Here is a 24,383-nt window from a genome sequence, read left to right as displayed (position 1 = left end):
TCCTTTGATGCTGCATTTATTCAAGAGAAACCAGGTGGTTCCCCCTGCTACTGCTCTCCTGCCCTTACCGGTCTGCGCCGGCCCGAGGCAGGATCAAAAACGACACATGCGGTAGGGCTGCATGTCCAGCGCTGGCGTCCTGCCTTGCAGCATGCTGGTCAGCAGCACCGCGGTGGTGGCGGCCAGGGTGAGGCCCAGATGGCCATGACCGGTGGCAAACCACAGGCCGGGCTGCTGCGGGGCCGGGCCGATAATCGGGACGGTATCCGGCAGCGAGGGGCGATTGCCCATCCATACCGTCATGTCTGCGGTGGAAAAATCGCCGACGATGCGCCGTGCCTTGTCCAGCAGGATGTGGGCGCGCCGCCAGTCGGCCGGGGCATCGCGATGCGCCAGCTCCACCGTGCCGGCCAGCCGCAGGCCGCCATCGGCCATGGGCAGGATGACAAAGCTTTCGCTGGCACACTGGATGAAGTGGTGCAGCTTCACCCCGGCCTTGGGCAGGTTGACGTGATAGCCGCGCTCGCTTTCCAGCGGCACGCGGTAATGATGCTGGCGGGTAAAACGGTCGCTCCACACGCCGCAGGCAATCACTGTGGCGGCTGCCTGCAAGCGGCCATGACTGGCCGTTTCCACCCCGCTGACTCTCCCACCCTGCTCCAGCGTGGCCAGCACTTCATCCTGCACAAAACGCCCGCCTTCACGGACAAAGGCATCGAACAGGCCGCAGCTGAAGGTGTAGGGATCGTCCACATGCGACCAGTCCGGCACCCGCACCGCGCATTGCCACTCTTCGGCCAGCAGGGGTTCCTGCGCCAGCAACTGGCTGCGTGACAAGGCCTGCCACTGCACGCCGTGGCGGCGTTTTTCCTCCCAGGCTGGCAAGGCGGCGTCGAACTCCTGCTGGTTGCGGTAGAGGGTGAGGTTGCCGTGACGTCGCCACATGGCCCCCAGCCCGGCTTGAGCGATCAGGGCGGCGTAGTCCTGATTCACCCGCCTCAGCAAGGCGGACAGATCGCGGGTGAGTGTGGCCACCCGGCTGGGGCGGCTGGCGGCAAGAAAGCGCAGCAGCCACGGCAGCAGGCTGGGCAGATAGCGCCAGCGCAGGGCCAGCGGCCCCAGCGGGTCCAGCATCCAGCCGGGCACCTTGCGCAGCACGCCGGGTTCGGCCAGCGGTATCACATCGCTGATGGCAAAGGCACCGGCATTGCCATAGCTGGTTTCCATGGCCGGTTCGCCACGGTCCAGCAGGGTGACGGCAAAGCCTTCCAGCCGCAGTTGCAGCGCAATAGCGATGCCGACCACACCGGCCCCCACCACGATGACTTCGTCGCCCGCAACAAGGGTATCGGCCATGATTCAGGCCTCCCGCACGCCATCCAGCAGGCGCGGCAAGCCCTGCGGATTGGCATGTTTCAGCGCGGTTGGCAGCAGTGCATCCGGCAGGTCCTGATAGCACACCGGGCGCAGGAAGCGCTGGATGGCTGCCGTCCCCACCGAGGTGGAGCGCACATCCGACGTGGCCGGGAACGGCCCGCCATGCACCATGGCATCGCACACTTCCACCCCGGTGGGCCAGCCATTGACCAGGATGCGGCCAGCCTTGCGCTCCAGCACCGGCAACAGGCGGCGTGCCAGCGCGATATCGTCGTCATCCAGTTGCAGCGTGGCGGTAAGCTGGCCTTCCAGCGCCTCGGCCAGTTGCAGCAGCTCCACCTCATCGCTGCATTGCACAATCAGCGCGGCTGCGCCGAATACCTCGGCCTGCAAGGCCGGATTGGCCAGATACTCCGCCGCCCGCACCCGCAGTAACTGCGGCTGGCACTGGTTGGGGCCGGTGGGCAACACGCCCTTGGCCACGGTGCTGGCATGGCGGGACAGGCTGTCCACCCCGTCCTGATACGCCGCCCAGATGCCGGGCGTCAGCATGGTTTGCGCCGCACTGTGTTGCAGCAAATCAGCCGCGCTGGCGACAAACTGTTCCAGCGCCGGCCCTTGTAGCGCCACCAGCAGGCCGGGATTGGTACAGAACTGCCCTGCCCCCTGCGTCAGCGAGCCGACAAAGCCCTGCGCCAGCACCTCGCCGCGTGCCTGCAAGGCAGCGGGCAGCAGGAACACCGGGTTGGTGGAGCTCATTTCCGCATACACCGGAATCGGCTCCGCACGCTGCTGTGCGCTCTGACACAAGGCCAGCCCGCCGGCACGCGAGCCGGTAAAACCCACTGCCTTGATGCGCGCATCGTTGACCAGTGCCTGCCCTACTGCGCGGCCACTGCCAAACAGCAGGGCGAATACTCCGGCGGGCAGGCCGCACTGTTCCAGCGCACGCACAATGGCCTGGCCCACCAGCTCGCTGGTACCGGGATGGGCGCTGTGCGCCTTGACGATGACCGGGCAACCGGCCGCCAGTGCCGAGGCGGTATCGCCCCCGGCCACCGAGAAGGCCAGCGGAAAGTTGCTGGCCCCGAAAACGGCCACCGGCCCCAGCGGGATCTGGCGCTGGCGCAAGTCGGCACGCGGCAGCGGCTGGCGCGCGGGCTGGGCCTGGTCGACCCGCACATCCAGCCATTCGCCAGCCCTCACGGTACGGGCAAACATGCGTAGCTGGCCGCAGGTGCGGGCCCGTTCGCCCTGCAAGCGGGCTTGCGGCAAGCCGGTTTCCAGCATGGCGCGTTCAATCAGCGCATCGCCCAGCGCTTCGATTTCTTCGGCAATGGTTTCCAGCAACTGCGCCCGCTGGGCCGGCGTGGTTTCGCGGTAGCTGTCAAACGCCGCCCAGGCCAGCGCGCACGCCTGTTCCACCTGAGCCTGATCGCCCCCGGCATAGCCCGGTTGCAGGGTCTGGCCGGTGGACGGGTTGATGGCGTGCTGCGCTTCACGCTTGCCGCCAAGGGACTGGCCGCCAATCAGCATCTTGCCTGTCAGATTCATAGGGTTTCCTGCTTGAAATGAAGTCCCGGCCACGCAGCGGGCGTGGCACGGCTGCTCAGGGTCTGGCTCAGGCCACATTCAGCCCGGCCGACCAGTTGCGATACCAGCTACGGAACAGCGTGTACTGGGTTTCGGCATAGCGGCGCTGGGCTTCGGTCAGGGCGTCGGTTTCGTTGAAGTGCAGGCTGTATTCGGTATCGCCGTTCAGCACCATCAGGTACTTGTAATACAGCACCAGATCGCAGCCTTCATCGAAGGAGGACAGCACCGCCAGCGCGGATTCCAGCTCGCGCGCCTGACGGCGCGCCACCGCGTCGCCCTTGGCGGCGGCCTTGCTCAGCGCCACCAGATGCAGCACCTCGCGCGGCAGCGCATTGCCGATGCCGGTAATGGCGCCGGTGGCATTGCAGTTGACGAAGCCATGCACCACCTGGGTGTCCACCCCCACCATCAGGGTGACCTGATCATCCTGCGAGGTGATGTGCTCGGCGGCGTAGCGCATGTCGGCGGCACCGCCGAATTCCTTGAAGCCGATCAGGTTGGGATAGCTGCGGCGCAGTTCGAAGAACAAATCGGCACGGGTGGCAAAGCCGTAGTAGGGGCTGTTGTAGATGACTGCGGGCAAGTCGGGCGCGGCAGCCAGAATGGCGGAAAAGTGGGCCTTTTGCGCGGTCGGGGACGCACCACGCGACAGCACGCGCGGAATCACCATCAGGCCATGCGCGCCAACGCGGGCGGCATGGGCGGCATGGGATACCGCCTCGCGGGTATTCACCGCACCGGTGCCGACAATCGTAGGCACGCCGGCGGCCACCAGGCGGGCCACGCCTTCCTGGCGCTCGGCTTCGGTTAAGAGCGGCCAGTCGCCCATGGAGCCGCAATACACCACCGCGCTCATGCCGGCAGCAATCAGCTCGCGGCCCTTTGCCACCAGCGCGTCAAAATCCGGCTTGCGCTCGGCGGTACACGGGGTCATCAGGGCCGGGATGCAGCCGGTGAAAATGTTGTCGCTCATTGTTATTGCTCCTTGCAGCTTGGATATGTGTGTGGGGGATGTCGGTCTAACGCGGGGTTCAGATGCCCCAGGCGAAAGGGTCTTGCTCGTCAATCAACAGCGTGCTGCTGGCGGTGACGTAGGCGCGGCCGGTAATGAAGGGATGGATGCAATCCCCCTCCCTCCGGTATTGGCCGATGAACTGGCTGCCGGTGATGCCGGCCTGCACCCAGTCTTCGCCTTCGACCAGCTTGCCGTCGGCGGCCAGACAGGCCAGCTTGGCGCTGGTACCGGTGCCGCAGGGCGAACGGTCGTAGGCCTTGCCCGGACACATGACGAAATTGCGGCTGTCGGCACTGGCATCGTCGGCAAACAGCTCCACGTGGTCGATCAGCGCGCCATCGGCCCCGGTGATGCCCTGTGCTTCCAGCGCTTGCAACATGGCCCAGGTGAAGGCTGTCAGCGCTTCCACATTGGCCATTTCCAGCACCATGCCGTGTTCGGACACCAGGAAGAACCAGTTGCCGCCCCAGGCAATATCACCGTGAAACACACCGTAGCCGGGCACATCCACCGCCACCTGCTGGCGATAGCGGTAAGCCGGCACATTGCCCAGCGTCACCGCGCCATCCTCATGCAGGGTGGCGCTGACCGGCCCCACCGGGGTGTCGATCTTGTGTACGCCCGGTGCAATCAGGCCCTGGTAATGCAGCGAGGCAATCAGGCCGATGGTGCCGTGGCCGCACATGCCCAGATAACCGGTGTTGTTGAAGAAGATCACCCCGCAAGTGGCATCGGGCGACACCGGCGGGCAATACAGCGCGCCCACCAACACCTCGCTGCCACGCGGCTCCAGCAAACAGGCCCGACGCCACTGGTCGTGCTGCTGACGCAATTGCTCGCGCTGCTCGGCCATGCTGCCGCCGCTCAGCGCCGGAAATCCTTGCATCACCAGCCGGGTGGGTTCGCCCCCGGTGTGGGAGTCGATGATGTGTATCTGTTTCATTCGCCTGTCCATTCTGAAAACGTGAATGACGGATGGCGGACAGATGCAGCAGGCCGGGCCAGGCAGGGCGATTCCTTGCAGTGCCTTGATTCCATTGCATCTTCGTGCCGCATCCGTCTGCGTCAGCACCTGCATAGAATGGCTTTATTGCCGCCAACATTCTTGATGGTTATCATCAGCGACAATGACGAAATCGGCACAATTGGCGTTTTCGCGATCAAAACCGCTGCCGGACGGCCACCGGGGTGATACCTCAAGGGGAAGGGAGAAAGCTGATGACAGGCGACCTGGTGGACACCATCGCGCAATGGCAGGAAAAAATGCGTCCGGCAACAATCGAGGCGCTGCTGGCCGGGGTGGCACCGCTGCTGCCGGTGCTGGACCTCATCCCCAACGCGGCCATCTTCATCAAGGACAGCCAGGCGCGCTATCTGTGCGCCAACAGCACACTGGTGGCGCGCTGCGGCCTGAAAAGCCTGCAACCGCTGCTGGGCAAGACCAGCGCGCAGGTATTTCCCGCCCAGTTGGGGCCGGGCTATACCGAGCAGGACATGCAGGTACTGCAAGAAGGGCGGGTGCTGGAAAACCAGCTGGAGCTGCACCTGTTCAAGAGCCGGGAACCCGGCTGGTGCCTGACCTACAAATGGCCGCTATACAGTGCGGCGGGGGATATCATCGGCCTGATCGGCATTTCACTGGACCTGCAATCCGCCAGCAAGACCCATCCGGCTTACAAGCGGCTGGTAGCAGTGGATGACTTTATCCGCAAGCACTTCAACCATCCCATCAGCATGGAAGAGCTGACACGGATTGCCGGGGTATCGGCCGCCCAGCTGGAACGCTATTGCAAGAAAGTGTTTCATCTGACCCCGCGCCAGATGATACACAAGGCCAGGCTGGAACATGCCCACCGCCTGCTGCACACCGACATGGCCATCACCGATGTAGCACTGCAATGCGGTTATACCGACCACAGCGCCTTCAGCCGCCAGTTCAAGGCACTGACCGGCTTTACCCCGCGCCAGTACCGCCAGGCTACGGCACAGGGCTGAGGGCCGGCTGCTGGATATCACCAAAACGGAAGGCTGCGGTCACGCCGCCATCCATCAGAAAATCACTGCCGGTGATAAAAGTGCCATCCGGCCCCATCAGCAGGGCAGCCAGCTGGGCCACTTCGTCCGGCGTGCCGGCGCGTCCCACCGGGCTGGCGCTGAGCATATTGCGGTAGCCGGCACCACGCGGGCCGTTCAACTCGGCATTGGCCAGCGGGGTGATGATGATGCCGGGGCTGATGGTATTCACCCGCGCGCCACGCTGGCCCCAACGCACCGCCTCTGCCATCACACGCAGTGCATTGCCGCGCTTGGACAGCTGGTAGGCATGCAGGGTATCGGCTACCTGCCCGGCCTGCAGGAAGTCCAGCTGCAGTAGCTGCTCGGTGGGTGTCATGGCCAGCGCACTGTCCTGCTGCTGCGTCAGCGCTGGCAGGCGATGGCCGGACTGGGAGGCAATCACCACCGCGGAGCCGCCTGTCGCCATCACATTGCCAAACAGCTCCAGCACCAGCGCTGTGCCGTACAAGTCCACCCGCAGAATGGTTTCCAGCGGGGCCTGTGACGGCGACACCCCAGCGGCATGAATCAGACCGCTGACCGAGCCCATCCGGCTGGCCTGCGCCACCAGTGCCTGCACCGAGTCCCGCGCGCCTACATCCACTGTCGCCGCCGTGGCCTGATAGCCGGCATTGCGAAACAGGCTGACCGCCTGCTCGGCTTCATCCAGATTCAACGATGCCAGCAGAATCTGCCGGCCCACCCCCACCCGCCGCGCAATGGCCTGGCCAATCTGCCCTGCGCCCACCACCACCAATACGTCCTTGCTCATGATTTTGTTCGTCCGCTGTTGACATGACGACACTATAGAAACGCCACTATCAAGCGAATAGCCGGTTTAAACTTGCTCCAGTAGCAATTTTTTATTGATATTTACTACGCAGCTGCACAAGGAAAACCATGGCCATCAACGAATTGCGCTCCATTGCCATGTTTGCCAAGGCCGTGGAACTGGGCAGCATCCGCCAGGCCGCACTGGCGCAAGGGGTAACGCCGCAGGCCGCTACCCAGGCCATTGCCCTGCTGGAAAAACATCTGGGCGTGCGCTTGTTGCATCGCACTACCCGTAGCCTGGCACTGACCGCGGAAGGCCAGCAGTTTCTGGAGGATGCCCAGCCGGCACTGGCCACGCTGGAGCGTGCCGTCGGCAACGCTCGTGCCGGCAAGGAAGGGATGGCCGGGCCACTGCGGATTGTCGGCCCCAAGTCGTCCTTTGCCGGCATCCTGATGCCGGTGCTGGATGAATTCTGCCGCACCCATCCCGATGTGCGGCCCGACGTGCAACTGGATGACGGCATTGGTGACTGGGTGCTGGACCGGGTGGATGTGGGCTTTCGTATCGGCGCATCAGCCCAGGACGGAGTAATCAGCCGCCGGCTGTTTCCGGTGCAGCTTATCGTATGCGCCGCCCCGCAGTATCTGGACCGCCACGGCCTGCCCTCCAGCCTGGATGCGCTCACCCACCACCGCTGCAGCATGTTTCGCCACCCGGTCAGCGGCAAAGTGTCGCCCTGGTATCTCAATGTGGACGGCACGGTGGAACAGCGTCACTTCACCCCGGCTTTTTACAGCAACGATACCGAGCTGGAACTGCAAGCCGTGCTGTCCGGCCAGGTGGTGGGCCAATTGGCCAATCTGTCCGCCGCAGCGCATATCCGCAGCGGGCGGCTGGTACCGCTGCTGCTGCCGCACCTCAGCACCCCGATTGCGCTGCATCTGTACTACGGCAGCCGCAATGCCCTGCCTGGCCGGGTAAGGGCCTTTATCGACCAGGCCATTGCACGGCTGCGCGACAGCCACGAATTTGTACTCACCAGCGAGGAGCTGGCCGCCGCCCACGCTGCCTACCACCAGCGCTGAATCTTCAGCGCATGCCCACACAAAAAAGGCCATGCAATGCATGGCCTTTTTCAAATGATGATGATGCTCAGTGATATTCACCGGCACGGTGGCGGTTGACCTCGCACGGGGTGCCTGCGGTGCAGAAGGCATCGTTGGCATTGCGGGTTGGCGATGTGCTGGCGCTGGCAGGTGCGGATGCATCCGTCCGGCCAGTACCGGCATTAGCCTGCACGCTGCAGGCCGCTATCAGCACCAGGCTGCCTAATATCTTGTTCATGATGTTTCCTTTCCATGACTTGATGAATGCAATCAATCCCAGCTGCCGCCCAGCGCGCGAATCAGGCTGAGCGAGGCCAGATAGCGGTCCTGACGGATGCTCAGCGCCTGACGCCGGATGGACAGTTCGCTACGCTGGGCATCCAGCAGATCAAGCTGGCCGGTCTGGCCGTTGCGATAGCGCGAATCCGCCATGGCGCTGGCCCGGCTGGCACTGGCTACGGCCTGCTGCTGGGCCTCTTCCTGCTGCGCCAGCAGGCGGATGTCGCTGAGCGAATCCTCCACCTCGGCCAGCGACTGCAAGATGCTTTGACGGTAATCAGCCAGCGCCAGTTCCATATCAGCCCGGGCCGAACCCAGCAGCGCCTGACGGCGGCCACCATCAAACAGTGGCAAGGACAGCAGGCCCTCTACCGACCAGGCGCGGGCCGACCAGCGGAAGATGTCGCGCAGCTGCGAGCTGGCATAGCCACCGGCCGAGGTCAGTGTCAGGTCCGGAAACCAGGCGGCTTGCGCCACACCGACGCGGGTCTGGGCCGCCAGCAGCTTGCGCTGGGCTGCCGCCACATCAGGACGGCGGGCCAGCATGGCAGCGGGCAAGCCAGCGGGAATCTGCGGCAGGCTGGCATTCCAGCTGGCCTCTTCCAGCCTGAAGCCGGACGCCGGCTGGCCGGTCAGCACCGCCAGTGCGTTTTCCAGCTGGGCGCGCTGGCGGTCCAGCGCAATGGCCTGGGCGCGGGTGGCTTCGCTGTCGGCCTCGATGCGTGCCAGCGACAGCCCGGACTCCTCCCCTGCCTGATAACGCTGGCGGGTGAGCTGTGCCGTGCTGGCATAGGACTGCACGGTGTCTTGCAACAGCTGACGTTGCTGGTCTAGCAGACGCAGGCTGAAGTAAGTCTGTGCCACCTGGCTGGCAACCAGCAGACGGCTGCCCTGCAGCAACGCGGCGCTGGCCTCGGCATCCAGCGCGGCGGCGCGGCTGGCACCGGACAGCCGACCGGCCAGGTCGATTTCATAGCTGAAATTGGCCCCGACGCTGGTCAGCTTCACCGGCGTGGTGTTGCTGCTGTTCAGCAAGCTGGTGCCGGACGGCCCGGCCCCGGCTTGCGTGCCGCGCGCATTGCCGATATTCACGCCCAGTTGCGGCATACGGTCGGCATCGGCCACGCCCAGTGCGGCGCGGGCCTGTTGCAGGCGGGCCGCCGCAGCAGCGAGGTCGGTATTGTGTTGCAGCGCGCTGTCGATCAGCCGGTTCAGCGTGCTGTCCTGATAGGCCAGCCACCAGTCGCCACGGGTGGCGGCATCGGCCGGTGCCGCCAGCGTCCAGCTACCGTCGGCCAGTGTGGCCGCTGGCGGGTTCTTGTAGCTGGCCGGGGTGGCCGGCAGCTGGCTGCCATCGATGGCGGGCGGTGTGGCGCAGGCGCTTAGCGCAGCCGCCAGCAACAGGCCCAGGGTGATTCTGTTGATCATCTATCCGCTTCCTTATTCGACATGGTGTTGCTGGGCAGCCGGGTGCAGTGCATGGCCGTGCTCATGCCCCATGGGCGGCTGGGCGATCGGGTCCAGATGCGGCACTTCGCCGTGTAGCTTCAGCGGCTTGTTGCCGGACAGACGGCGCATCAGCACATAAAACACCGGGGTGAGGAACAGCCCGAATACGGTGACGCCTATCATGCCGCTGAACACCGCCACGCCCATGGCATTGCGCATTTCCGCCCCGGCACCTTGCGCCAGCACCAGCGGCAGCACGCCCATGATGAAGGCCATCGAGGTCATCAGGATGGGACGCAAGCGCAGGCGGCTGGCTTCAATGGCGGCCTGCAGCGGACTGCGACCAGCAAACTCCAGCTCGCGGGCAAACTCGACAATCAGGATGGCGTTCTTGGCACTCAGGCCCACCAGCACCACCAGGCCGATCTGGGTGAACACATTGTTGTCGCCGTGGCTCAGCCACACCCCGGCCATGGCCGCCAGCAGCGCCATCGGCACAATCAGGATGATGGCCAGCGGCAAGGCCAGGCTTTCGTACTGCGCCGCCAGCACCAGGAACACCAGCAGGATGGCAATGGGGAATACCCAGCTGCCGGAATTGCCCGCCAGGATTTCCTGATAGGTCAGCTCGGTCCACTCATAGCCAATACCAGGCGGCAGGGTTTGCGCGGCCACGCGTGCCACGGCCTCTTGTGCCTGTCCGCTGGAATAGCCAGGCGCGGCACCGCCATTGATGTCAGCAGCCAGGAAACCGTTGTAACGCATGGCCCGTTCCGGCCCGAAGCTGGGCTTGACCTTGAGCAGGGCCGACAGCGGCACCATGCTGCCGTTGGCCGAGCGCACCTGCAGCTGGCCCACGTCTTCCGGCCGCGCACGGAAGTTGGCATCCGCCTGCACCCGCACGGTGTAGGTACGGCCAAACTTGTTGAAGTCGTTGACGTACAGGCTGCCCAGATAAATCTGCATGGTGTTGAACACGTCGGTCACCTTCACCCCCAGCTGCTGGGCCTTGCTGCGGTCCAGGTCAGCCAGCAGCTGCGGCACGTTCAGCTGGTAGCTGGTATACAGCCCGGCCAGTTCCGGCGCCTTGGCGGCACCGGCCATGAAAGCCTTCACTGCCTTGTCCATGGCCTCGTAACCCAGGCCGCCACGGTCTTCCAGTTGCAGCTTGAAACCACCGGTGGTGCCCAGCCCCTGTACCGGCGGCGGCGGGAACATCACCACAAAGGCGTCCTGCAACTTGCCAAACTCGGCATTCATCGCCCCGGCAATGGCATTGGCGCTCATGGCCTTGCCGCGCCGCTCCTCGAAGGGCTTGAGGGTGACAAACACGATACCGGAGTTGGCACTGTTGGTGAAACCGTTGATCGACAGGCCGGGGAAGGCAATGGCGTGCTCCACGCCCGGTATCTTCAGCGCGATGTCGCTCATGCGGTGAATCACCGCATCGGTACGGTCCAGCGTGGCTCCGTCCGGCAACTGGGCAAAACCGATCAGGTATTGCTTGTCCTGCGCCGGGACAAAACCGCCCGGAATGCTGTGGAACAGCCCGGCAGTCAGCGCGGCCAGCCCGGCATAGATGGCCAGCATGACAAACTTGCGGCCGATGGCCTGCTTCACGCCCTGGCTGTAACGCGTGGCACCGCGGTTGAACAGGCTGTTGAAGCGGTCGAAGAAACCACCCAGCCAGCGGTCCATCTGGCGGGTCAGCCAGTCTTGCGGCGCATCGTGGCGTTGCAGCAGCAAGGCCGCCAGTGCCGGTGACAGCGTCAGCGAGTTGATGGCGGAAATCACCGTGGAAATGGCAATGGTCAGCGCAAACTGCTTGTAGAACATGCCGCTCAGGCCGCCGATGAAGGCCAGCGGCACGAATACCGCCACCAGCACCAGCGCAATGGCGATGATGGGGCCGGATACTTCACGCATGGCGCGGTAGGATGCCGCACGCGGGTCCAGCCCGGCCTCGATGTTGCGCTCCACGTTTTCCACCACCACGATGGCGTCATCCACCACAATGCCGATGGCCAGCACCAGCCCAAACAAGGACAGGGTGTTGATGGTGAAGCCAAAGCCGTGCATCACCGCGAAAGTACCGACAATGGACACCGGCACCGCCAGCAGCGGAATCAGCGAGGCACGCCAGGTTTGCAGGAACAGGATCACCACCAGCACCACCAGCGCGATGGCTTCCAGCAGGGTGTGCACTACCGACTCGATCGACGCGCGCACAAACTGGGTGGGGTCGTAGTCGATGGCGTAGTCCACCCCTTCCGGCATGGATTTCTTCAGTTCGGCCATGGTGGCGCGTACCTGGTCGGAAATCTGCAAGGCATTGGAACCGGGGGCCTGCGATACCGGAATGGCTACAGCGGCCTTGTTGTCCAGCGTGGAGTGCAGCGCGTATTCCGACGCGCCCAGCTCGATGCGGCCCAGCTCACGCAGGCGCGTTACCGCACCGTCGGCACCGGTCTTGACGATGATGTCGCCGAATTCCTGCTCGGTTTGCAGGCTGCCCTGCGCGTTGATGGGGAATTGCAGCTGGATGCCCTTGGCACTGGGCGAAGCTCCGATGCTGCCGGCGGCGGCCTGCACGTTCTGTTCGCGGATGGCGCTCACCACCTCGCTGGCCGACAAGCCATGCATGGCCACTTTCTGCGGGTCCAGCCAGATGCGCATGGAGTAATCGCCCGCACCATACAGCCCCACCTGCCCCACGCCGCTGATACGCGCCAGCCGGTCACGCACATTGAGAATGGCGTAGTTGCGCAGATAGGTCATGTCGTAGCGGCCATTGGGCGACAGCAGGTGCACCACCAGCGTCAGGTCCGGGCTGCTCTTGATTGTGGTCAGGCCCAGGCGGCGCACGTCTTCCGGCAGGCGCGGTTCGGCCTGCGCCACACGGTTTTGCACCAATTGCTGTGCCTTGTCCGGGTCGGTGCCAATCTGGAAAGTCACCGTCAGCGTCATCAGGCCGTCGGTGGTGGCCTGGCTGCTCATGTACAGCATGCCTTCGGTGCCGTTGATGGCCTCTTCCAGCGGTGTGGCCACCGATTCGGCAATCACCTTGGGGTTGGCACCGGGAAACTGCGCCCGCACGATGATTTGCGGCGGCACCACTTCCGGGTATTCCGAAATCGGCAACACCCGCAAGGACAGCAGGCCCGCCAGGAAAATCAGCAGCGACAGCACCCCGGCAAAAATCGGGCGGTCGATGAAGAATTTGGATAGGTTCATGAATGTCTTTCGCGTGGAAATCAGCTATTGGCCGCGGCGCTGGCAGGGGGCTGCATCGGCACCATGTGCGGTGCGACCGCTGCACCCGGCTGCACTTTCTGCAGGCCGTCCACAATCACCCGCTCACCGGCATGCAGGCCGGCGGTGACAATGCGCAGGCCATCGACACTGGCCCCCAACTGCACCTGGCGGTAACGCGCCTTGCTGTCCTTGTCGACCACCATGACAAAGCGCTTGTCCTGATCGGTGCCGATGGCCTGCTCGTTCAGCAGCAGCGCCGGATGACGCTTGGCCTGCCCCAGCCGGATACGCACGAACTGGCCGGGAATCAGCACGCCGTCGCGGTTGTCCACCGTGGCGCGCAGCTTGACCGTGCCGCTCTTGCCATCCACCTGGTTGTCCACCAGTTGCAGTTTGGCGGGGAAGGTTTGCGCGGTGCTGGTGGCTACCTGTAGCGGAATGTCACCCAGCCGCGCACGGGCAGCGCCGGCATCCGGCAGCTCGGCCAGCGCCTTGTTCACGGTTTCCTCGTCGGCATCAAAGCTGGCATACACCGGGTTTACCGACACCAGGGTGGTGAGCACCGGCGAGTCCGGCCCGGCCGATACCAGGTTGCCGGTAGTCACCAACAGCTTGCCCACCCGGCCGGATACCGGCGCGCGAATGGCGGTGTAGCCCAGGTTCAGCCGTGCCGTCTGCAAGGCGGCCTGCGCGGCCTTCAGGCTGGCATCGGCGGCGCGGGCGGCGTTGTTGCGCTCGTCCGCATCGCGCTGGGCAATGGCGTGGTCGGCCAGCATGCGGCTGGCGCGTTCCTGCTCGCTGCGGGCGAATACCAGCTGGGACTGGGCGGCGGCCACCTGGGCGGCGGCACGGTCCACCTCGGCCTGATACGGTGCAGGGTCGATAGTCACCAACAGGTCGCCGGCCTTCACCAGCGCACCTTCACGAAAATGCACGGACTGGATGGCACCGGCCACGCGCGAGCGCAGCTCCACCCGTTCCACCGCCTCCAGGCGGCCGGAAAAATCCTGCCAGCTGCTGACCTCCTGCTGCACCAGCAAGGCAGCAGAAACAGGAACAGCCTGGCTGGCGGCAGCCGGGGCATCCGCCTGCACCGTCTGGCTATGCAGGCCCAGCCAGGTGGCGGTGCCAAGTGCAGCCAGCACGGCAAAGGAAATGGCAGTCATGGCCAGCGGTCGCCGGCCCTTGTTGGGTGGGTTCATGTGTTTGGTTCCGTAAGGTCAGCACAGATGGCCAGCGCAAAACGCGTGACCGGACAGGTAAGGCGACGCAGTGCCTGTGCGGGCTGGCCGCAGCGGCACTGTCTTGTTGTCGGGTGAACACGGCACGACGGCCAGCACATGCCAGCCGGGTATTCACCGCTTGATCAGGGACGCAAATGTATCAGCTGGCATTTTGCTGAACTAGATGCAATTTCATGCATGCCATTGTGAGATAAATTCATCAATGACAGCGCAAGCTGCATGAGGGACATGCGTGACGGGAAGAGTTATGCCTGGCTGGCGTGGTAGCGCAAGGCATCCACCAGCAGCATCAGTGCACGGGAAGACTGGCGGCGGCTGGGGTAGTAGAGATGAAAACCGGGAAATACCGCGCACCAGGGTTGCAGCACTTCCTGCAGGCGGCCATCAGCGAGATAAGGCTGCACATAATCGCGGGCGGTATAGGCAATGCCCATGCCGGCCAGCGCGGCATTGAGCATCTGCGGCAGGGTGTTGATGATGAGCTGGCCACCCACCCGGATGGAAAACTTGTGCGCGCCCTGCTCGAACTCCCAGGCGTACAGCCCGCCATAGGTGGGCAGGCGCATGCTGATGCAATTGTGCTCGGTCAGCTCGCGCGGGTGCGCTGGTACACCGTGGCGGGCAAAGTAGGCTGGCGTGGCCACCACGGTGGTCTGGATATCCGGGCTGATGCGCACGGCAATCATGTCACGCGCTACCTGGTCGCCAAAGCGGATACCGGCATCAAAGCGCTGCGCCACAATGTCGGTGAGGCCGTAGTCGATGGACAACTCCACCTGCACATCCGGGTAGTCCGGCAACAGCTGCGCCAGCTTGGGCAGCAGGTATTGCTCGGCGGCAAAATCGGTCGCGGTGATGCGGATGCTGCCCGCCGGTTTGTCACGCTGCTCGCGCAGCACCGACAGCTCGGCTTCGATTTCGTCCAGCCGGGGCGCAAAAATGGCCAGCACCTGCTCACCTGCCGTGGTCAGTGCCACACTGCGCGTGGTACGGGTAACCAGGCGCATGCCCATGCTTTCCTCCAGCGCGCGCATGGTATGACTCACCGCCGAGGGCGATACACCCAGCTTGGCCGCCGCACGGGTAAAGCTGCCCTCGCGGGCTACCAGGACAAATGTACGCAGGTCATTCAGGTTTTCGCGGGCCATTATTGAAATAATCTCATGCAGACTGACGCATTATTTTGCAAGATGGCGCAATGTGCCAGCAGATTCTGCGTCAGCCGCTAGCCATCACCCCATCTTGCAGCGGTAAACGCAGCCGGAAGTGGCGGACTGCCGCAGCACAATGTCACCGCAATATTGCATGGCGCTTGCTCACGCCAGCAGAACATGGCTAAAATGAGTAATTACTCACTTACTTGTCCCGCCCATGGCTCTCCCCCGCAGTGAAGAAAAACGCATCGCCCTGCTTGAATCTGCCGCCGCCATCATGGCTGCGCAGGGGCTGGGTGCGTCCACTGCATCGATTGCCCGTGGCGCAGGCGTGGCCGAAGGCACGCTGTTCCGCTATTTCGCCACCAAGGATGTGCTGTACAACGCGCTCTACACCCACCTGAAGCTGGATCTGGCTGCCGCGCTGCGCCAGCACATGGCCGTGCACGACAGTCTGGACGGACAAGTACGTGCGCTGTGGGATGCCTATATCGACTGGGGCGTGAGCAATCTGTCCTTTTTCAAGACGCTGAACCAGCTGGTGGTATCGGACAAGGTCACCGATGAAACCCGCACTGCGGTGGCAAGCCAGCTGTCCGACATCAAATGTGTCGCCCAGGCCTGCTCCGATAACAACGGCCTCTCCGCCCTGCCCGGCGGCTTTGCCGATGCGGTGTTCATGGCGCTGGCGGAAACCACCATCCAGTTTGTGGTGCGTGACCCGGCCAATGGCCAGGCCTACAAGAGCGCCGGATTCCGGGTGTTCTGGTCCGGCTCGGTGCGCTGACAATTGCGCCGGTTTTTTTGCCCAAATAATGAGTGAGTACTCACGACAGGATTGTGCCATGCACTATGCGCGACTGGGCCTTGGCGGCCCCACCCTCTCCCGTCTGGCCTGTGCAGTGCAGCGGCCAGAGCCGTCCTGCCCGGATGCGGCACAACAGACAACCCGCAGCATAGCCCAGGCACTGGATGCAGGCATCAATCTGTTTGATGCCACCAGCTGCATGGACGGGATGGCGGAATCGCTGCTGGCCAAGGCCCTGGGCAAACGTCGGGCCGAAGTACTGGTCAGCAGCCGGCTTGGCGCCCGGCGCAGCACCACCCACAGCCACCCCGGCCTGTCGCGCAGCGATATCGTGTGGTCTGTCGAGCAAAGCCTGAAACGACTGGGCAGTGACTGGCTGGACCTGTGCGTGGTACCGCATGAAGACCCGCACACGCCGCTGGAAGAAACCCTGCAAGCGCTGGACGACATGGTGCGTAGCGGGAAAGTCCGTTATCTCGGCTTTGCCAACTGGCCCGCCTGGAAGGCGGCCAAAGCGCTGGAATTGCAACAGCGTCACGGCTGGGCACCCTTCTGCTTTGGCGAGCTGCACTACGCCCTGAATACCCGCAGCCCGGAGCGGGAAGCCATCCCCATGCTGCAAAGCTACGGCCTGGGCCTGATCGTAAAGCCCCCGCCGGCAGGCCAGCCCTACAGTCATGCCGGCCCGGTACAAGCCCAGGGCTATCTCTCCGGCAGCACACCGCCAGAGGGCCAGCTCAGCAAGCACAGACTGGCCGAACTGCTGCGTGATATCGGAGCACGCCATCAGGCCAGCGCCAACCAGATTGTCCTGGCCTGGCTGCTGGCCCGCGAACCGGTTTCCAGCATCGTGCCGGCCTTCAACAGTGCCATGCAGCAAACAGACGCCCTGCACGCCATCAAGCTGCAACTGTCCGCCGCCGAATTGCTGCTGCTGGATGCCGCCAGCACCCCGACGCCGCTATTGCCGGACTGGTTTGCCGTGCAGGAACACATGCCGACAGCACAAGGCGTGCTGGAAAGAAGCTGCGCCTGAGCCCGCTGCAAGCCATTTCATTTCCCTTACCAGGAAGAAACCCCATGCCCACTTTGAACACAGACAAACCGGCAGCCGAAACCGGCCAGCCATCACCCGGCGGCAGCCTGCTGCGCGATGGCCGCTATCGCAATGCCCAGCCACGCCGCGCTGGCGGGCTGCGCGACACCCTGCGCATCATGCTGCGATTTTTCACCGACAAATCACCACACGCCGTACCTGACCGGCCCATCCAGCCACTGCCCCTGAGCCCGGCCGACCTGGCCGCTGCACCAGACAACAGCCTGTGGCGGCTGGGCCACTCCAGCGTGCTGCTCAAGCTGGATGGTGTTTTCCTGCTGACCGACCCGGTATTCGGCCAGCGCGCCTCGCCGTTTTCCTTTGCCGGTCCCAAGCGTTTCCACGCGCCGCCCATCGCGCTGGAAGCCTTGCCACAGCTGGATGTGGTGATCATTTCGCACGACCATTACGACCATCTGGACCGCAGCACCGTACAGGCCTTGCAGCACAAGACCCGTTTGTTCGTCACCCCGCTGGGGGTGGGTGATCGCCTGCAAGCCTGGGGCATTCCGGCAGAAAAAATCCGCCAGCTGGACTGGTGGCAAGGGCTGGATGCCGGGCCGCTGCACATCACTGCCACCCCGGCCCAGCACTTTTCCGGGCGCGGCCTGACGGACGGCAACCGCACCCTGTGGGCATCCTGGGTGATTGGCAGCAGCCAGAGCCGGGTATTTTTCAGCGGGGATAGCGGTTATTTCGACGGCTTTCGCCAAATCGGCCTGTGCCACGGCCCTTTCCACCTCACCCTGCTGGAAAACGGTGCCTACAACGAAGACTGGGCAGACGTGCACATGCACCCCGAGCAAACCCTGCAAGCGCATCTCGACCTGCGCGGCGCGGTATTGCTGCCCATCCATAACGGCACTTTCGATTTGGCACTGCATGGCTGGACCGAACCGCTGGAGCGCATCAGCACACTGGCCGCACAAGCTGGCGTGCCGCTACGCACCCCCTGCTTTGGCGAAAGGCTGGACATCCGCCAGCCGGCAGAAACCAGCGCATGGTGGCGCCGCCCGGTACTTGGCCATGTGCCGGACCAGGCCGGACCACTGACAGCGGCAGGCTGCAGCAGCTTGCAGTAAGCAGGACCAAGCCAGGTACACCACTATCCAGCAGCAAAATCTACGCCTTGCATGGCAGCTTTCTGCTATATTTGATTTTGTACACAATCATAAAGAGCAGTGTCATGCACTACCCCATCCCCCTGTCCCGCTCCAGCCCGCTGCGCATTCCGTTGATGGCCAGCAGCGTGCGCGCCGGCTTCCCCAGCCCGGCCGACGACTACGTGCAGGACAATATCAACCTCAACACCCTGCTGGTGGACGACCCGGACTGCACCTTCCTGATGCTGGCCAGCAACGACGCCATCCACGGCATTTTCAAGGGTGATTACGTGCTGATCGACAAGGCGCGCAGCCCGGCGCATGGCAATGTGGTGGTGGCTGCGCATGAGGACGGCTTTGTGCTGCGCCGCCTGCACAAGCAGCAGGGCCTGCTGGCCTTGATGGCCGATGCGCCCGGCTATCCGCTGATTCCGGCCGAGGGCGATTACATGCTGCAGATCTGGGGCGTGGTGATTGCCGTGGTGCGGCGGCTGGTATGAGCACCTTTGCGCTGGTGGACGGCAACAGCTTCTATACCAGCTGCGAGCGGGTATTCCGCCCCGACCTGATAGGCCGCCCCATCATCGTGCTGTCCAATAATGATGGCTGCGTGGTGGCACGCTCCGCCGAGGCCAAGGCGCTGGACATACCGGCCTTCCTGCCTTTTCATCAGGTACAGCAACTATGCCGCAAACATCGGGTAACGGTGTTTTCCAGTAATTACGCACTGTACGGCGACATGTCACGCCGCATGATGAATATGCTGTCGCGCTTTGCCCCGCTGCAGGAAATCTACAGCATCGACGAGTGTTTTCTGGATGTTACCGGCATTCCGGATCTGGACAGCCACGGCCACCGCATCCGCCAGGCCGTATGGCAGGGCTTGGGCATTCCCAACTGTGTGGGCATGGGCAGCAGCAAGACGCTGGCCAAGCTGGCCAACCATGTGGCCAAAAAGCGGCCTGAGTGGAAGGGCGTGTTTGAATGGGACTGGCTCAACCCGCGCGAGGCCGACCGGCTGCTGGCCGAATTTGCGGTGGGTGAAGTGTGGGGTATTGGCCGGCGCATTGCCGAAAAGCTGGCACTGATGCATATCCACAGTGCCCTGGACCTGAAACAGGCCGACCCGCGCCACATCAAGCGCAAGTTCAATGTGGTGGTGGAACGCACGGTGGCGGAGCTGAACGGCGTGGCCTGCCTGGCACTGGAGGACGTGGCTCCGACCAAACAGCAGATCATCTCCAGCCGCAGCTTCAGCCGGCTGGTGCACGACCTGCCCGCGCTGTCCGCCAGCATCGGCCACCACGTGGCCCGCGCCGCCGAAAAGCTGCGTGGCCAAGGCTGCGTGGCCGGGCTGATGGGTGTCAGCATCCGCACCAACCCGTTTCGCGACCTGGGCCAGTACCACGGCTACACCTGCGTGCCGCTGATCCACCCCAGTGCCGACACCCTGCTGCTCAACCGCGCCGCCCAGGCCGCGCTGCGCGCCATCTGGCGCAAGGAGTTCAGCTACCACAAGGCCGGGGTCATCCTGATGGACATCGGCACCCCAGCCATCCAGCAACACGATCTGTTCAGCCCCCCGCCCGACCCCAAACGCGCCCAACTGATGGCCGCCATCGACAAGCTCAACCGCGACTTTGGCAGTGGCACGATAAGGCTGGGGGCGGAAGGACTGAGCGAGGGCTGGCGCATGCGGCAAAACATGAAATCACCCTGCTACACCACCAGGATTGGGGATGTGATGCAGGTGGAGTGACTTTAAGCGCAAGTTTTGGGCCATCGCCCACGCTTGGGCTGGATACGTCCACCACCTGCTTCAACACGCGCACCGGTCATCAACAGCGTGACAAAAGCGGTGGCGATTCATGGCGCACTGAAAATTCAGGCGAAGACAAAGTATTTACGCACTGTCTCAACCACTTCCCAAGTACCTTTCATGCCAGGTTCGATCACAAAGACGTCACCGGCTTTCAAGTGCACTGCCGGCTCACCTTCCGGTGTGATGATGCAGTAGCCATCAAGGAAGTGGCAGTACTCCCACTTCTCGTAATTCACCTCGAACTTGCCCGGGGTGCAAATCCAGGTTCCCATGATTTTGCTGCCATCCCTGGAAAGATAGGCATTGAGGTTGACAGTGTGTGGGTCGCCCCCGATACGCTTCCACTTGGTGGCATCAACCACCGGGATCGGGCAGGTTTCACGCAGTACAGTGATGAAATCGGACATGTCAGTTCCAAACAATCTGATGAAAACCACCCGATTATCGATTCTAATCCATGCTAGAAATTGTCTGATTCCGACCAGATTTGTTGATGAATTGGTCGCAAAATTCCCGAACTGACTCATGGCGCACGGTGCTTTGACATCTGGCACCAGACCCAATTGTTCATTGGCACGGTGGCAAATGATTGCTGCCCACGATTTTGATTTTCAGCTGCAAGGCCGTCAGGCCAGCCTCGACGATGTTCTGCCATGGGGGCTCTGCTGATGGCGGCCACCGCCAGGTTTTATGATGCGTATCACCACCTTGCAGGCTGCACTGCGTGACACGGGCATGGCGTGTTGAGACAGCCACGGCAACTATCCACACCACAGCTTTCTGCACGCTACGGCCCAGACAGCATGGATCGGAATCAGATCGCTTCCGATCCATGCCGGCGTTCGACTGACGATCCTGAGTTGCTTGGCAGCAGGCAGGCCAAAGCAGCCGGTCAACGATGCAATGAGTAATGGTCGATTTACACAGGCCTCTGGACACGCTGGCAGAAGGCATGGTGCATCGCCAGAGTTGAGTCAAGGCAACACGCTACGTATCCAGCCGAATGAAGGTCAATGCCTTTTCCAGCAGATCCACGGTTTTTTCCTGCAGATACCGGCGCTCCTCGTCGGAAGCAAGCCGGGCAAACAGGCTGCGCACATGTTCCCTGACCTCCTCTTCGCCGGGTGCCGGTGTCTTGTGCCACTGTTCGATGATTCCCTGCAGATAGCTGTTCAGTTCCGCTTCCACTGCATGTAAATGCTGCATTCCTATCCCCTTTTGCAGTGATTATCACAAACATCAGTTAAGAAGAATGTAGAACTTACGTATTAGTCCGATTAATCCTGCCAGGCCCGGCTCAGCCATCAGGTCGCAAATCGACGGCGGTATTCTGCCGGCGTGCAGTGCAGTTCCCGCTGGAACAAACGGCGGAAACTGGCTGAGTCGGCGTAACCAACCCGGCCAACAATCTCGTCCAATGACAGCGCGCTGGTTTCCAGCAGGCGGCGTGCAGCCTGCAAGCGTAGCTGTTGCAGGTAGCGCAGCGGCGGTTGACCAAGCGCCAGCTGGAAACGCCGCATTACCGTGCGTTCACTGGCACCCACGCTGTCAGCCATCTCACCCAGCCGGTAGGGCCGATCCAGATGTCGCTGCAACCAATCCTGACAGCGCAGCACCAGCGCGTCGCCATGGCCGGCGAAACTCTGCATGGACATATAAGGTGCCTGGCTGGCCCGGTTGATATCTGCCAGCATCAGCCGCGAGCAGGACATGGCCAGTGCCATTCCGCCTTCCTGCCGGATCAGCCGCAAGGCCAGGTCGATATAGGAGGTCGTTGCCCCGCCGCACCACACGCCATCTGCCTCGCTACAGGTGGCGTAATCCTGTAGCTGCACTTGCGGATAGCGCTGACCAAACCAGTGGTGCAGCCACCAGCTCACCGTCGCGGACCTGCCATCCAGCAAACCATGCTCGGCCAGCAAGGGCACGCCGGTACAGAAAGACAGAATGCGCCGACCTGCCGCATGCAGGCGAACCGCCAAGGCACCGGCTGTCGTTTCGGCCGCCAGCCTGGCTTCAAATTCGCTCAAACACTGATAGGTCAGCGGCGGCAGCACCAGCGTGTCCGCCTCCTCGGCCAGCGCCACATCTCCATCCGGAGTCAGTTTGATGCCGGAGGCGGTTGCTACTGCTTGGCCATCCAGGCTGAACACCCGCCAGTGAAACGGTTCGGGCCAGCCCTTGCGTGCCGCAATCTGGTTGGCAAAATGCAGCAGATCGATAAACCCGGTTACGCTGCCGGCATAACAGCCGTCCAGCAAAAGAAAACGTACCTGATGCATGAGATTGGCAATATCGACATGAAGATTGTCAATATTGCCACTGCAGCCAGCAAAATGTCACTGCTAGACTGCCAGCCATTGCTTATTTCAGCCGCCAGACACAAGGAACCAGCATGCATATCGAAGACGTTTGCCTCAGCATCAGCCCCATAGCAGGCCAACCTGGCTGGTTCAATGCCGAGGTAGATGACAGCTGGGCGCAGGGCCGCACCCTGTTTGGCGGTATACAGGCGCTGCTGGCGGTGCGCGCCATGCGCACCGCCATGCCGGATCTGCCGCCGCTGTGGTCGCTGCACACCACCTTTGCCGCCCCCGCGGCACCAGGCCGGCTTGGCCTGCAAGTGGAACTGCTGCGCCAAGGCCGCTCGGCAGTGCAGATGGCGACACGACTGCTGGCTGGCGATCAGGTGGCCGCCATGTTTGTGGCCGTTTTCGGCGCGTCACGGGATTCAGCCCTGTCGCTCAGGCCGGCAGCCCGGCCATTGGCGGACGGGATCAGCGGAGGCCCCGAATTGCCTTTCATCCCTGGCATGTCGCCGGAATTCACCCGTCACTATGCCTACCGCTGGATGGAAGGCGGCCTGCCGTTCAGCGGTCACTCCCAGCCGGCCAACCGCATCTTGCTGCGGCAGCGCGACCCCGGACTGATGGGCGAAGAACAGATCGTGGCCATGGCCGATGCCATTCCACCGGTGGCGCTGTCCATGGTGCAGGGGCACGCCCCCGCCAGTACCATCAGCTGGGAACTGGAGTTCGTCCACCACGGCCAGCCGGTCAGCAATGAGGGCTGGTGGCGCATGGATGCCAGCCTGGTTGCCGCGCGCGATGGCTATACCAATCAGGATGCCCATCTGCACGGGCCGGATGGCGAACTGGTGGCCCTGTCGCGCCAGGTAGTGGCGGTATTTGCCTGAGCACCATGGCGGCTGCAGTGCCGGTCATTGCACCGGCCTTTGTTTCTGACCAGCCTGCCCGGCCTGCTCATCACCCTGCTGGCGGCCTGCTGTTGTAGCCTGCTGCCAACCGTACTCATCAACGTGACAGCCACTGGCCAGCTGCGCCACTTTCTGGGAGGCTGATGCCATGCACAACACCATAGCCGCCAGCACACACCGGATCGCCACCCCCCACGGCACGCTGCATGCCCAATGCTGGCAGCCAGCCACCGCCAAGCTGCCCTTCAGCGCCATGCCCATCCTGCTGCTGCACGATTCGCTGGGCTGCGTGGCCCTGTGGCGTGATTTTCCCGCCCTGCTGGCCGAGCAGACCGGTCATCCGGTGATTGCCTATGACCGGCTGGGTTTTGGCCAGTCAGATGCCCGTGATGACCGGCTGGAGCTGGATTTCATCGCCACCGAGGCAGTAGAGTATTTCCCGCTGCTGCAAGCACATTTCGGCTTTGCCCGCTGCATCGTCATGGGCCACAGTGTGGGCGGCGGCATGGCGGTGTACTGCGCCGCCATGCACCCGGACAGCTGCGCCGCACTGATTACCGAATCAGCCCAGGCCTTTGTTGAAGACCGCACCCGTAGCGGGATAGCACTGGCGCGCACGCAGTTTCGTCAGCCGGACGCTATGCAGCGACTGGCTCGCTACCATGGCGACAAGGCAAAATGGGTAGTCGATGCCTGGACCGAAACCTGGCTTGCCCCCGATTTTGCCGACTGGTCGCTGGCTGCCGTGTTACCACAGGTGCGCTGCCCGACACTGGTGATTCACGGAACCGAGGACGAGTACGGCACCAAGCGACATCCGCAACAGATTGCCGCCGGCGTGCAGGCCCGCGCCGAACTGCACCTCATGCCGGGCATCCGCCATGTACCGCACCGGGAGCAGGACGTAACAGTCGCCAGAATGATCCGGCACTTTTTGCGGCACCCCTCGCCCGGCAACCCGCCGCCACCCGATATATTCCGGTACCCCTGAACACAGCGCCCAAGATTGGTAAACAATTCTTTCCAGATGCT

General features: G+C 63.2%; 22 protein-coding genes and 1 pseudogene. 9 read left to right on the top strand and 14 right to left on the bottom strand.

Features of this window, described 5'->3' with window-relative positions; all coding sequences use genetic code 11:
- Positions 1–93 precede the first annotated feature (93 nt).
- From GSR16_RS08525 to GSR16_RS08510, 4 genes are all read right to left on the bottom strand, one after another.
- On the bottom strand, positions 94–1,356 hold the full coding sequence (locus GSR16_RS08525; RefSeq protein WP_159876393.1) for an NAD(P)/FAD-dependent oxidoreductase: 1,263 nt from the start codon (positions 1,354–1,356) through the stop codon (positions 94–96).
- A 3-nt stretch (positions 1,357–1,359) separates the two neighbouring features.
- A complete protein-coding gene (locus GSR16_RS08520) occupies positions 1,360–2,931 on the bottom strand; it encodes an aldehyde dehydrogenase (NADP(+)) (protein ID WP_159876391.1) in 1,572 nt (523 codons plus the stop codon).
- A 67-nt stretch (positions 2,932–2,998) separates the two neighbouring features.
- Positions 2,999–3,946, bottom strand: a complete 948-nt coding sequence (locus tag GSR16_RS08515; RefSeq protein WP_089084219.1) for a dihydrodipicolinate synthase family protein — start codon at positions 3,944–3,946, stop codon at positions 2,999–3,001.
- A 58-nt stretch (positions 3,947–4,004) separates the two neighbouring features.
- On the bottom strand, positions 4,005–4,931 hold the full coding sequence (locus GSR16_RS08510; RefSeq protein ID WP_159876389.1) for a 4-hydroxyproline epimerase: 927 nt from the start codon (positions 4,929–4,931) through the stop codon (positions 4,005–4,007).
- 275 nt (positions 4,932–5,206) lie between these two features.
- Between GSR16_RS08510 and GSR16_RS08505 the strand changes: the two genes are divergently transcribed.
- On the top strand, positions 5,207–5,983 hold the full coding sequence (locus tag GSR16_RS08505) for an AraC family transcriptional regulator (protein WP_159876387.1): 777 nt from the start codon (positions 5,207–5,209) through the stop codon (positions 5,981–5,983).
- On the opposite strand, the gene GSR16_RS08500 is transcribed toward GSR16_RS08505, so the two are convergent.
- Entirely contained in the window at positions 5,967–6,815 is an 849-nt protein-coding gene (locus GSR16_RS08500; RefSeq protein WP_159876385.1) for an SDR family oxidoreductase, read from the bottom strand. The genes GSR16_RS08505 and GSR16_RS08500 overlap by 17 nt on opposite strands.
- 128 nt (positions 6,816–6,943) lie before the next feature.
- Between GSR16_RS08500 and GSR16_RS08495 the strand changes: the two genes are divergently transcribed.
- Positions 6,944–7,903: a LysR family transcriptional regulator gene (locus tag GSR16_RS08495; RefSeq protein ID WP_159876383.1), complete on the top strand. Its 960-nt coding sequence runs from the start codon at positions 6,944–6,946 to the stop codon at positions 7,901–7,903.
- Positions 7,904–7,970: 67 nt separating this feature from the next.
- Here GSR16_RS08495 and GSR16_RS08490 read toward each other — a convergent pair whose 3' ends face one another.
- The 5 genes and pseudogenes from GSR16_RS08490 to GSR16_RS08470 form a co-directional block, all read right to left on the bottom strand.
- Positions 7,971–8,162, bottom strand: a complete 192-nt coding sequence (locus GSR16_RS08490) for a hypothetical protein (protein WP_159876381.1) — start codon at positions 8,160–8,162, stop codon at positions 7,971–7,973.
- A gap of 32 nt (positions 8,163–8,194) precedes the next feature.
- The gene (locus tag GSR16_RS08485) at positions 8,195–9,631 is read right to left on the bottom strand and encodes an efflux transporter outer membrane subunit (RefSeq protein ID WP_159876379.1); all 1,437 of its coding nucleotides are present in this window, start codon (positions 9,629–9,631) and stop codon (positions 8,195–8,197) included.
- A gap of 117 nt (positions 9,632–9,748) precedes the next feature.
- Positions 9,749–12,886 (bottom strand): annotated as a pseudogene (locus GSR16_RS08480) (efflux RND transporter permease subunit); the annotation flags it as partial.
- Between the two features lie 20 nt (positions 12,887–12,906).
- Entirely contained in the window at positions 12,907–14,109 is a 1,203-nt protein-coding gene (locus GSR16_RS08475; protein ID WP_159876375.1) for an efflux RND transporter periplasmic adaptor subunit, read from the bottom strand.
- A gap of 287 nt (positions 14,110–14,396) precedes the next feature.
- Complete coding sequence (locus tag GSR16_RS08470; RefSeq protein ID WP_159876373.1) at positions 14,397–15,299, bottom strand: LysR family transcriptional regulator; 903 nt, start codon at positions 15,297–15,299, stop codon at positions 14,397–14,399.
- 223 nt (positions 15,300–15,522) lie between these two features.
- On the opposite strand from GSR16_RS08470, the gene GSR16_RS08465 reads away from it, so the two are divergent.
- The 5 genes from GSR16_RS08465 (at position 15,523) to GSR16_RS08445 (ending at position 20,071) form a co-directional block, all read left to right on the top strand.
- Complete coding sequence (locus tag GSR16_RS08465) at positions 15,523–16,092, top strand: TetR/AcrR family transcriptional regulator (RefSeq protein WP_159876371.1); 570 nt, start codon at positions 15,523–15,525, stop codon at positions 16,090–16,092.
- A 58-nt stretch (positions 16,093–16,150) separates the two neighbouring features.
- Positions 16,151–17,149, top strand: coding sequence for an aldo/keto reductase (locus tag GSR16_RS08460; RefSeq protein WP_159876369.1), 999 nt, complete (start codon positions 16,151–16,153; stop codon positions 17,147–17,149).
- A gap of 44 nt (positions 17,150–17,193) precedes the next feature.
- Complete coding sequence (locus GSR16_RS08455) at positions 17,194–18,291, top strand: MBL fold metallo-hydrolase (protein WP_159876367.1); 1,098 nt, start codon at positions 17,194–17,196, stop codon at positions 18,289–18,291.
- A 104-nt stretch (positions 18,292–18,395) separates the two neighbouring features.
- Entirely contained in the window at positions 18,396–18,812 is a 417-nt protein-coding gene (locus GSR16_RS08450; RefSeq protein ID WP_159876365.1) for a LexA family protein, read from the top strand.
- Positions 18,809–20,071 (top strand): Y-family DNA polymerase, encoded by a 1,263-nt coding sequence (locus tag GSR16_RS08445; RefSeq protein ID WP_159876363.1) that lies wholly within the window; start codon positions 18,809–18,811, stop codon positions 20,069–20,071. The genes GSR16_RS08450 and GSR16_RS08445 overlap by 4 nt, the downstream gene beginning before the upstream one ends.
- Before the next feature lie 125 nt (positions 20,072–20,196).
- Here the strand turns inward: GSR16_RS08445 and GSR16_RS08440 are convergent, their stop codons facing one another.
- The 3 genes from GSR16_RS08440 to GSR16_RS08430 all read right to left on the bottom strand — a co-directional run bounded on the left by GSR16_RS08440 (position 20,197) and on the right by GSR16_RS08430 (position 22,416).
- Positions 20,197–20,541, bottom strand: a complete 345-nt coding sequence (locus GSR16_RS08440; RefSeq protein WP_159876361.1) for a cupin domain-containing protein — start codon at positions 20,539–20,541, stop codon at positions 20,197–20,199.
- A 580-nt stretch (positions 20,542–21,121) separates the two neighbouring features.
- Complete coding sequence (locus GSR16_RS08435) at positions 21,122–21,340, bottom strand: hypothetical protein (RefSeq protein WP_159876359.1); 219 nt, start codon at positions 21,338–21,340, stop codon at positions 21,122–21,124.
- 98 nt (positions 21,341–21,438) lie between these two features.
- Complete coding sequence (locus GSR16_RS08430) at positions 21,439–22,416, bottom strand: GlxA family transcriptional regulator (RefSeq protein ID WP_159876357.1); 978 nt, start codon at positions 22,414–22,416, stop codon at positions 21,439–21,441.
- Between the two features lie 113 nt (positions 22,417–22,529).
- Between GSR16_RS08430 and GSR16_RS08425 the strand changes: the two genes are divergently transcribed.
- The gene (locus GSR16_RS08425) at positions 22,530–23,330 is read left to right on the top strand and encodes a thioesterase family protein (RefSeq protein WP_159876355.1); all 801 of its coding nucleotides are present in this window, start codon (positions 22,530–22,532) and stop codon (positions 23,328–23,330) included.
- A gap of 24 nt (positions 23,331–23,354) precedes the next feature.
- Here the strand turns inward: GSR16_RS08425 and GSR16_RS08420 are convergent, their stop codons facing one another.
- Positions 23,355–23,501: a hypothetical protein gene (locus tag GSR16_RS08420; RefSeq protein WP_159876353.1), complete on the bottom strand. Its 147-nt coding sequence runs from the start codon at positions 23,499–23,501 to the stop codon at positions 23,355–23,357.
- On the opposite strand from GSR16_RS08420, the gene GSR16_RS08415 reads away from it, so the two are divergent.
- The gene (locus tag GSR16_RS08415; protein ID WP_159876351.1) at positions 23,500–24,342 is read left to right on the top strand and encodes an alpha/beta fold hydrolase; all 843 of its coding nucleotides are present in this window, start codon (positions 23,500–23,502) and stop codon (positions 24,340–24,342) included. The genes GSR16_RS08420 and GSR16_RS08415 overlap by 2 nt on opposite strands.
- The last annotated feature ends 41 nt before the right edge of the window (positions 24,343–24,383 follow it).

The organism is Aquitalea denitrificans (genome assembly GCF_009856625.1).
In the GTDB taxonomy this organism is placed as follows: Bacteria; Pseudomonadota; Gammaproteobacteria; order Burkholderiales; family Chromobacteriaceae; genus Aquitalea; species Aquitalea denitrificans.
This window is presented reverse-complemented; position numbering and strand designations above follow the sequence as displayed.

Coding starts and splice junctions, on each gene's coding strand:
- GSR16_RS08525 (WP_159876393.1), bottom strand. CDS start 1,356: ATGGCCGATACCCTTGTTGCGGGCGACGAAGTCATCGTGGTGGGGGCC.
- GSR16_RS08520 (WP_159876391.1), bottom strand. CDS start 2,931: ATGAATCTGACAGGCAAGATGCTGATTGGCGGCCAGTCCCTTGGCGGC.
- GSR16_RS08515 (WP_089084219.1), bottom strand. CDS start 3,946: ATGAGCGACAACATTTTCACCGGCTGCATCCCGGCCCTGATGACCCCG.
- GSR16_RS08510 (WP_159876389.1), bottom strand. CDS start 4,931: ATGAAACAGATACACATCATCGACTCCCACACCGGGGGCGAACCCACC.
- GSR16_RS08505 (WP_159876387.1), top strand. CDS start 5,207: ATGACAGGCGACCTGGTGGACACCATCGCGCAATGGCAGGAAAAAATG.
- GSR16_RS08500 (WP_159876385.1), bottom strand. CDS start 6,815: ATGAGCAAGGACGTATTGGTGGTGGTGGGCGCAGGGCAGATTGGCCAG.
- GSR16_RS08495 (WP_159876383.1), top strand. CDS start 6,944: ATGGCCATCAACGAATTGCGCTCCATTGCCATGTTTGCCAAGGCCGTG.
- GSR16_RS08490 (WP_159876381.1), bottom strand. CDS start 8,162: ATGAACAAGATATTAGGCAGCCTGGTGCTGATAGCGGCCTGCAGCGTG.
- GSR16_RS08485 (WP_159876379.1), bottom strand. CDS start 9,631: ATGATCAACAGAATCACCCTGGGCCTGTTGCTGGCGGCTGCGCTAAGC.
- GSR16_RS08475 (WP_159876375.1), bottom strand. CDS start 14,109: ATGAACCCACCCAACAAGGGCCGGCGACCGCTGGCCATGACTGCCATT.
- GSR16_RS08470 (WP_159876373.1), bottom strand. CDS start 15,299: ATGGCCCGCGAAAACCTGAATGACCTGCGTACATTTGTCCTGGTAGCC.
- GSR16_RS08465 (WP_159876371.1), top strand. CDS start 15,523: ATGGCTCTCCCCCGCAGTGAAGAAAAACGCATCGCCCTGCTTGAATCT.
- GSR16_RS08460 (WP_159876369.1), top strand. CDS start 16,151: ATGCACTATGCGCGACTGGGCCTTGGCGGCCCCACCCTCTCCCGTCTG.
- GSR16_RS08455 (WP_159876367.1), top strand. CDS start 17,194: ATGCCCACTTTGAACACAGACAAACCGGCAGCCGAAACCGGCCAGCCA.
- GSR16_RS08450 (WP_159876365.1), top strand. CDS start 18,396: ATGCACTACCCCATCCCCCTGTCCCGCTCCAGCCCGCTGCGCATTCCG.
- GSR16_RS08445 (WP_159876363.1), top strand. CDS start 18,809: ATGAGCACCTTTGCGCTGGTGGACGGCAACAGCTTCTATACCAGCTGC.
- GSR16_RS08440 (WP_159876361.1), bottom strand. CDS start 20,541: ATGTCCGATTTCATCACTGTACTGCGTGAAACCTGCCCGATCCCGGTG.
- GSR16_RS08435 (WP_159876359.1), bottom strand. CDS start 21,340: ATGCAGCATTTACATGCAGTGGAAGCGGAACTGAACAGCTATCTGCAG.
- GSR16_RS08430 (WP_159876357.1), bottom strand. CDS start 22,416: ATGCATCAGGTACGTTTTCTTTTGCTGGACGGCTGTTATGCCGGCAGC.
- GSR16_RS08425 (WP_159876355.1), top strand. CDS start 22,530: ATGCATATCGAAGACGTTTGCCTCAGCATCAGCCCCATAGCAGGCCAA.
- GSR16_RS08415 (WP_159876351.1), top strand. CDS start 23,500: ATGCACAACACCATAGCCGCCAGCACACACCGGATCGCCACCCCCCAC.
- GSR16_RS08420 (WP_159876353.1), bottom strand. CDS start 23,501: ATGGCATCAGCCTCCCAGAAAGTGGCGCAGCTGGCCAGTGGCTGTCAC.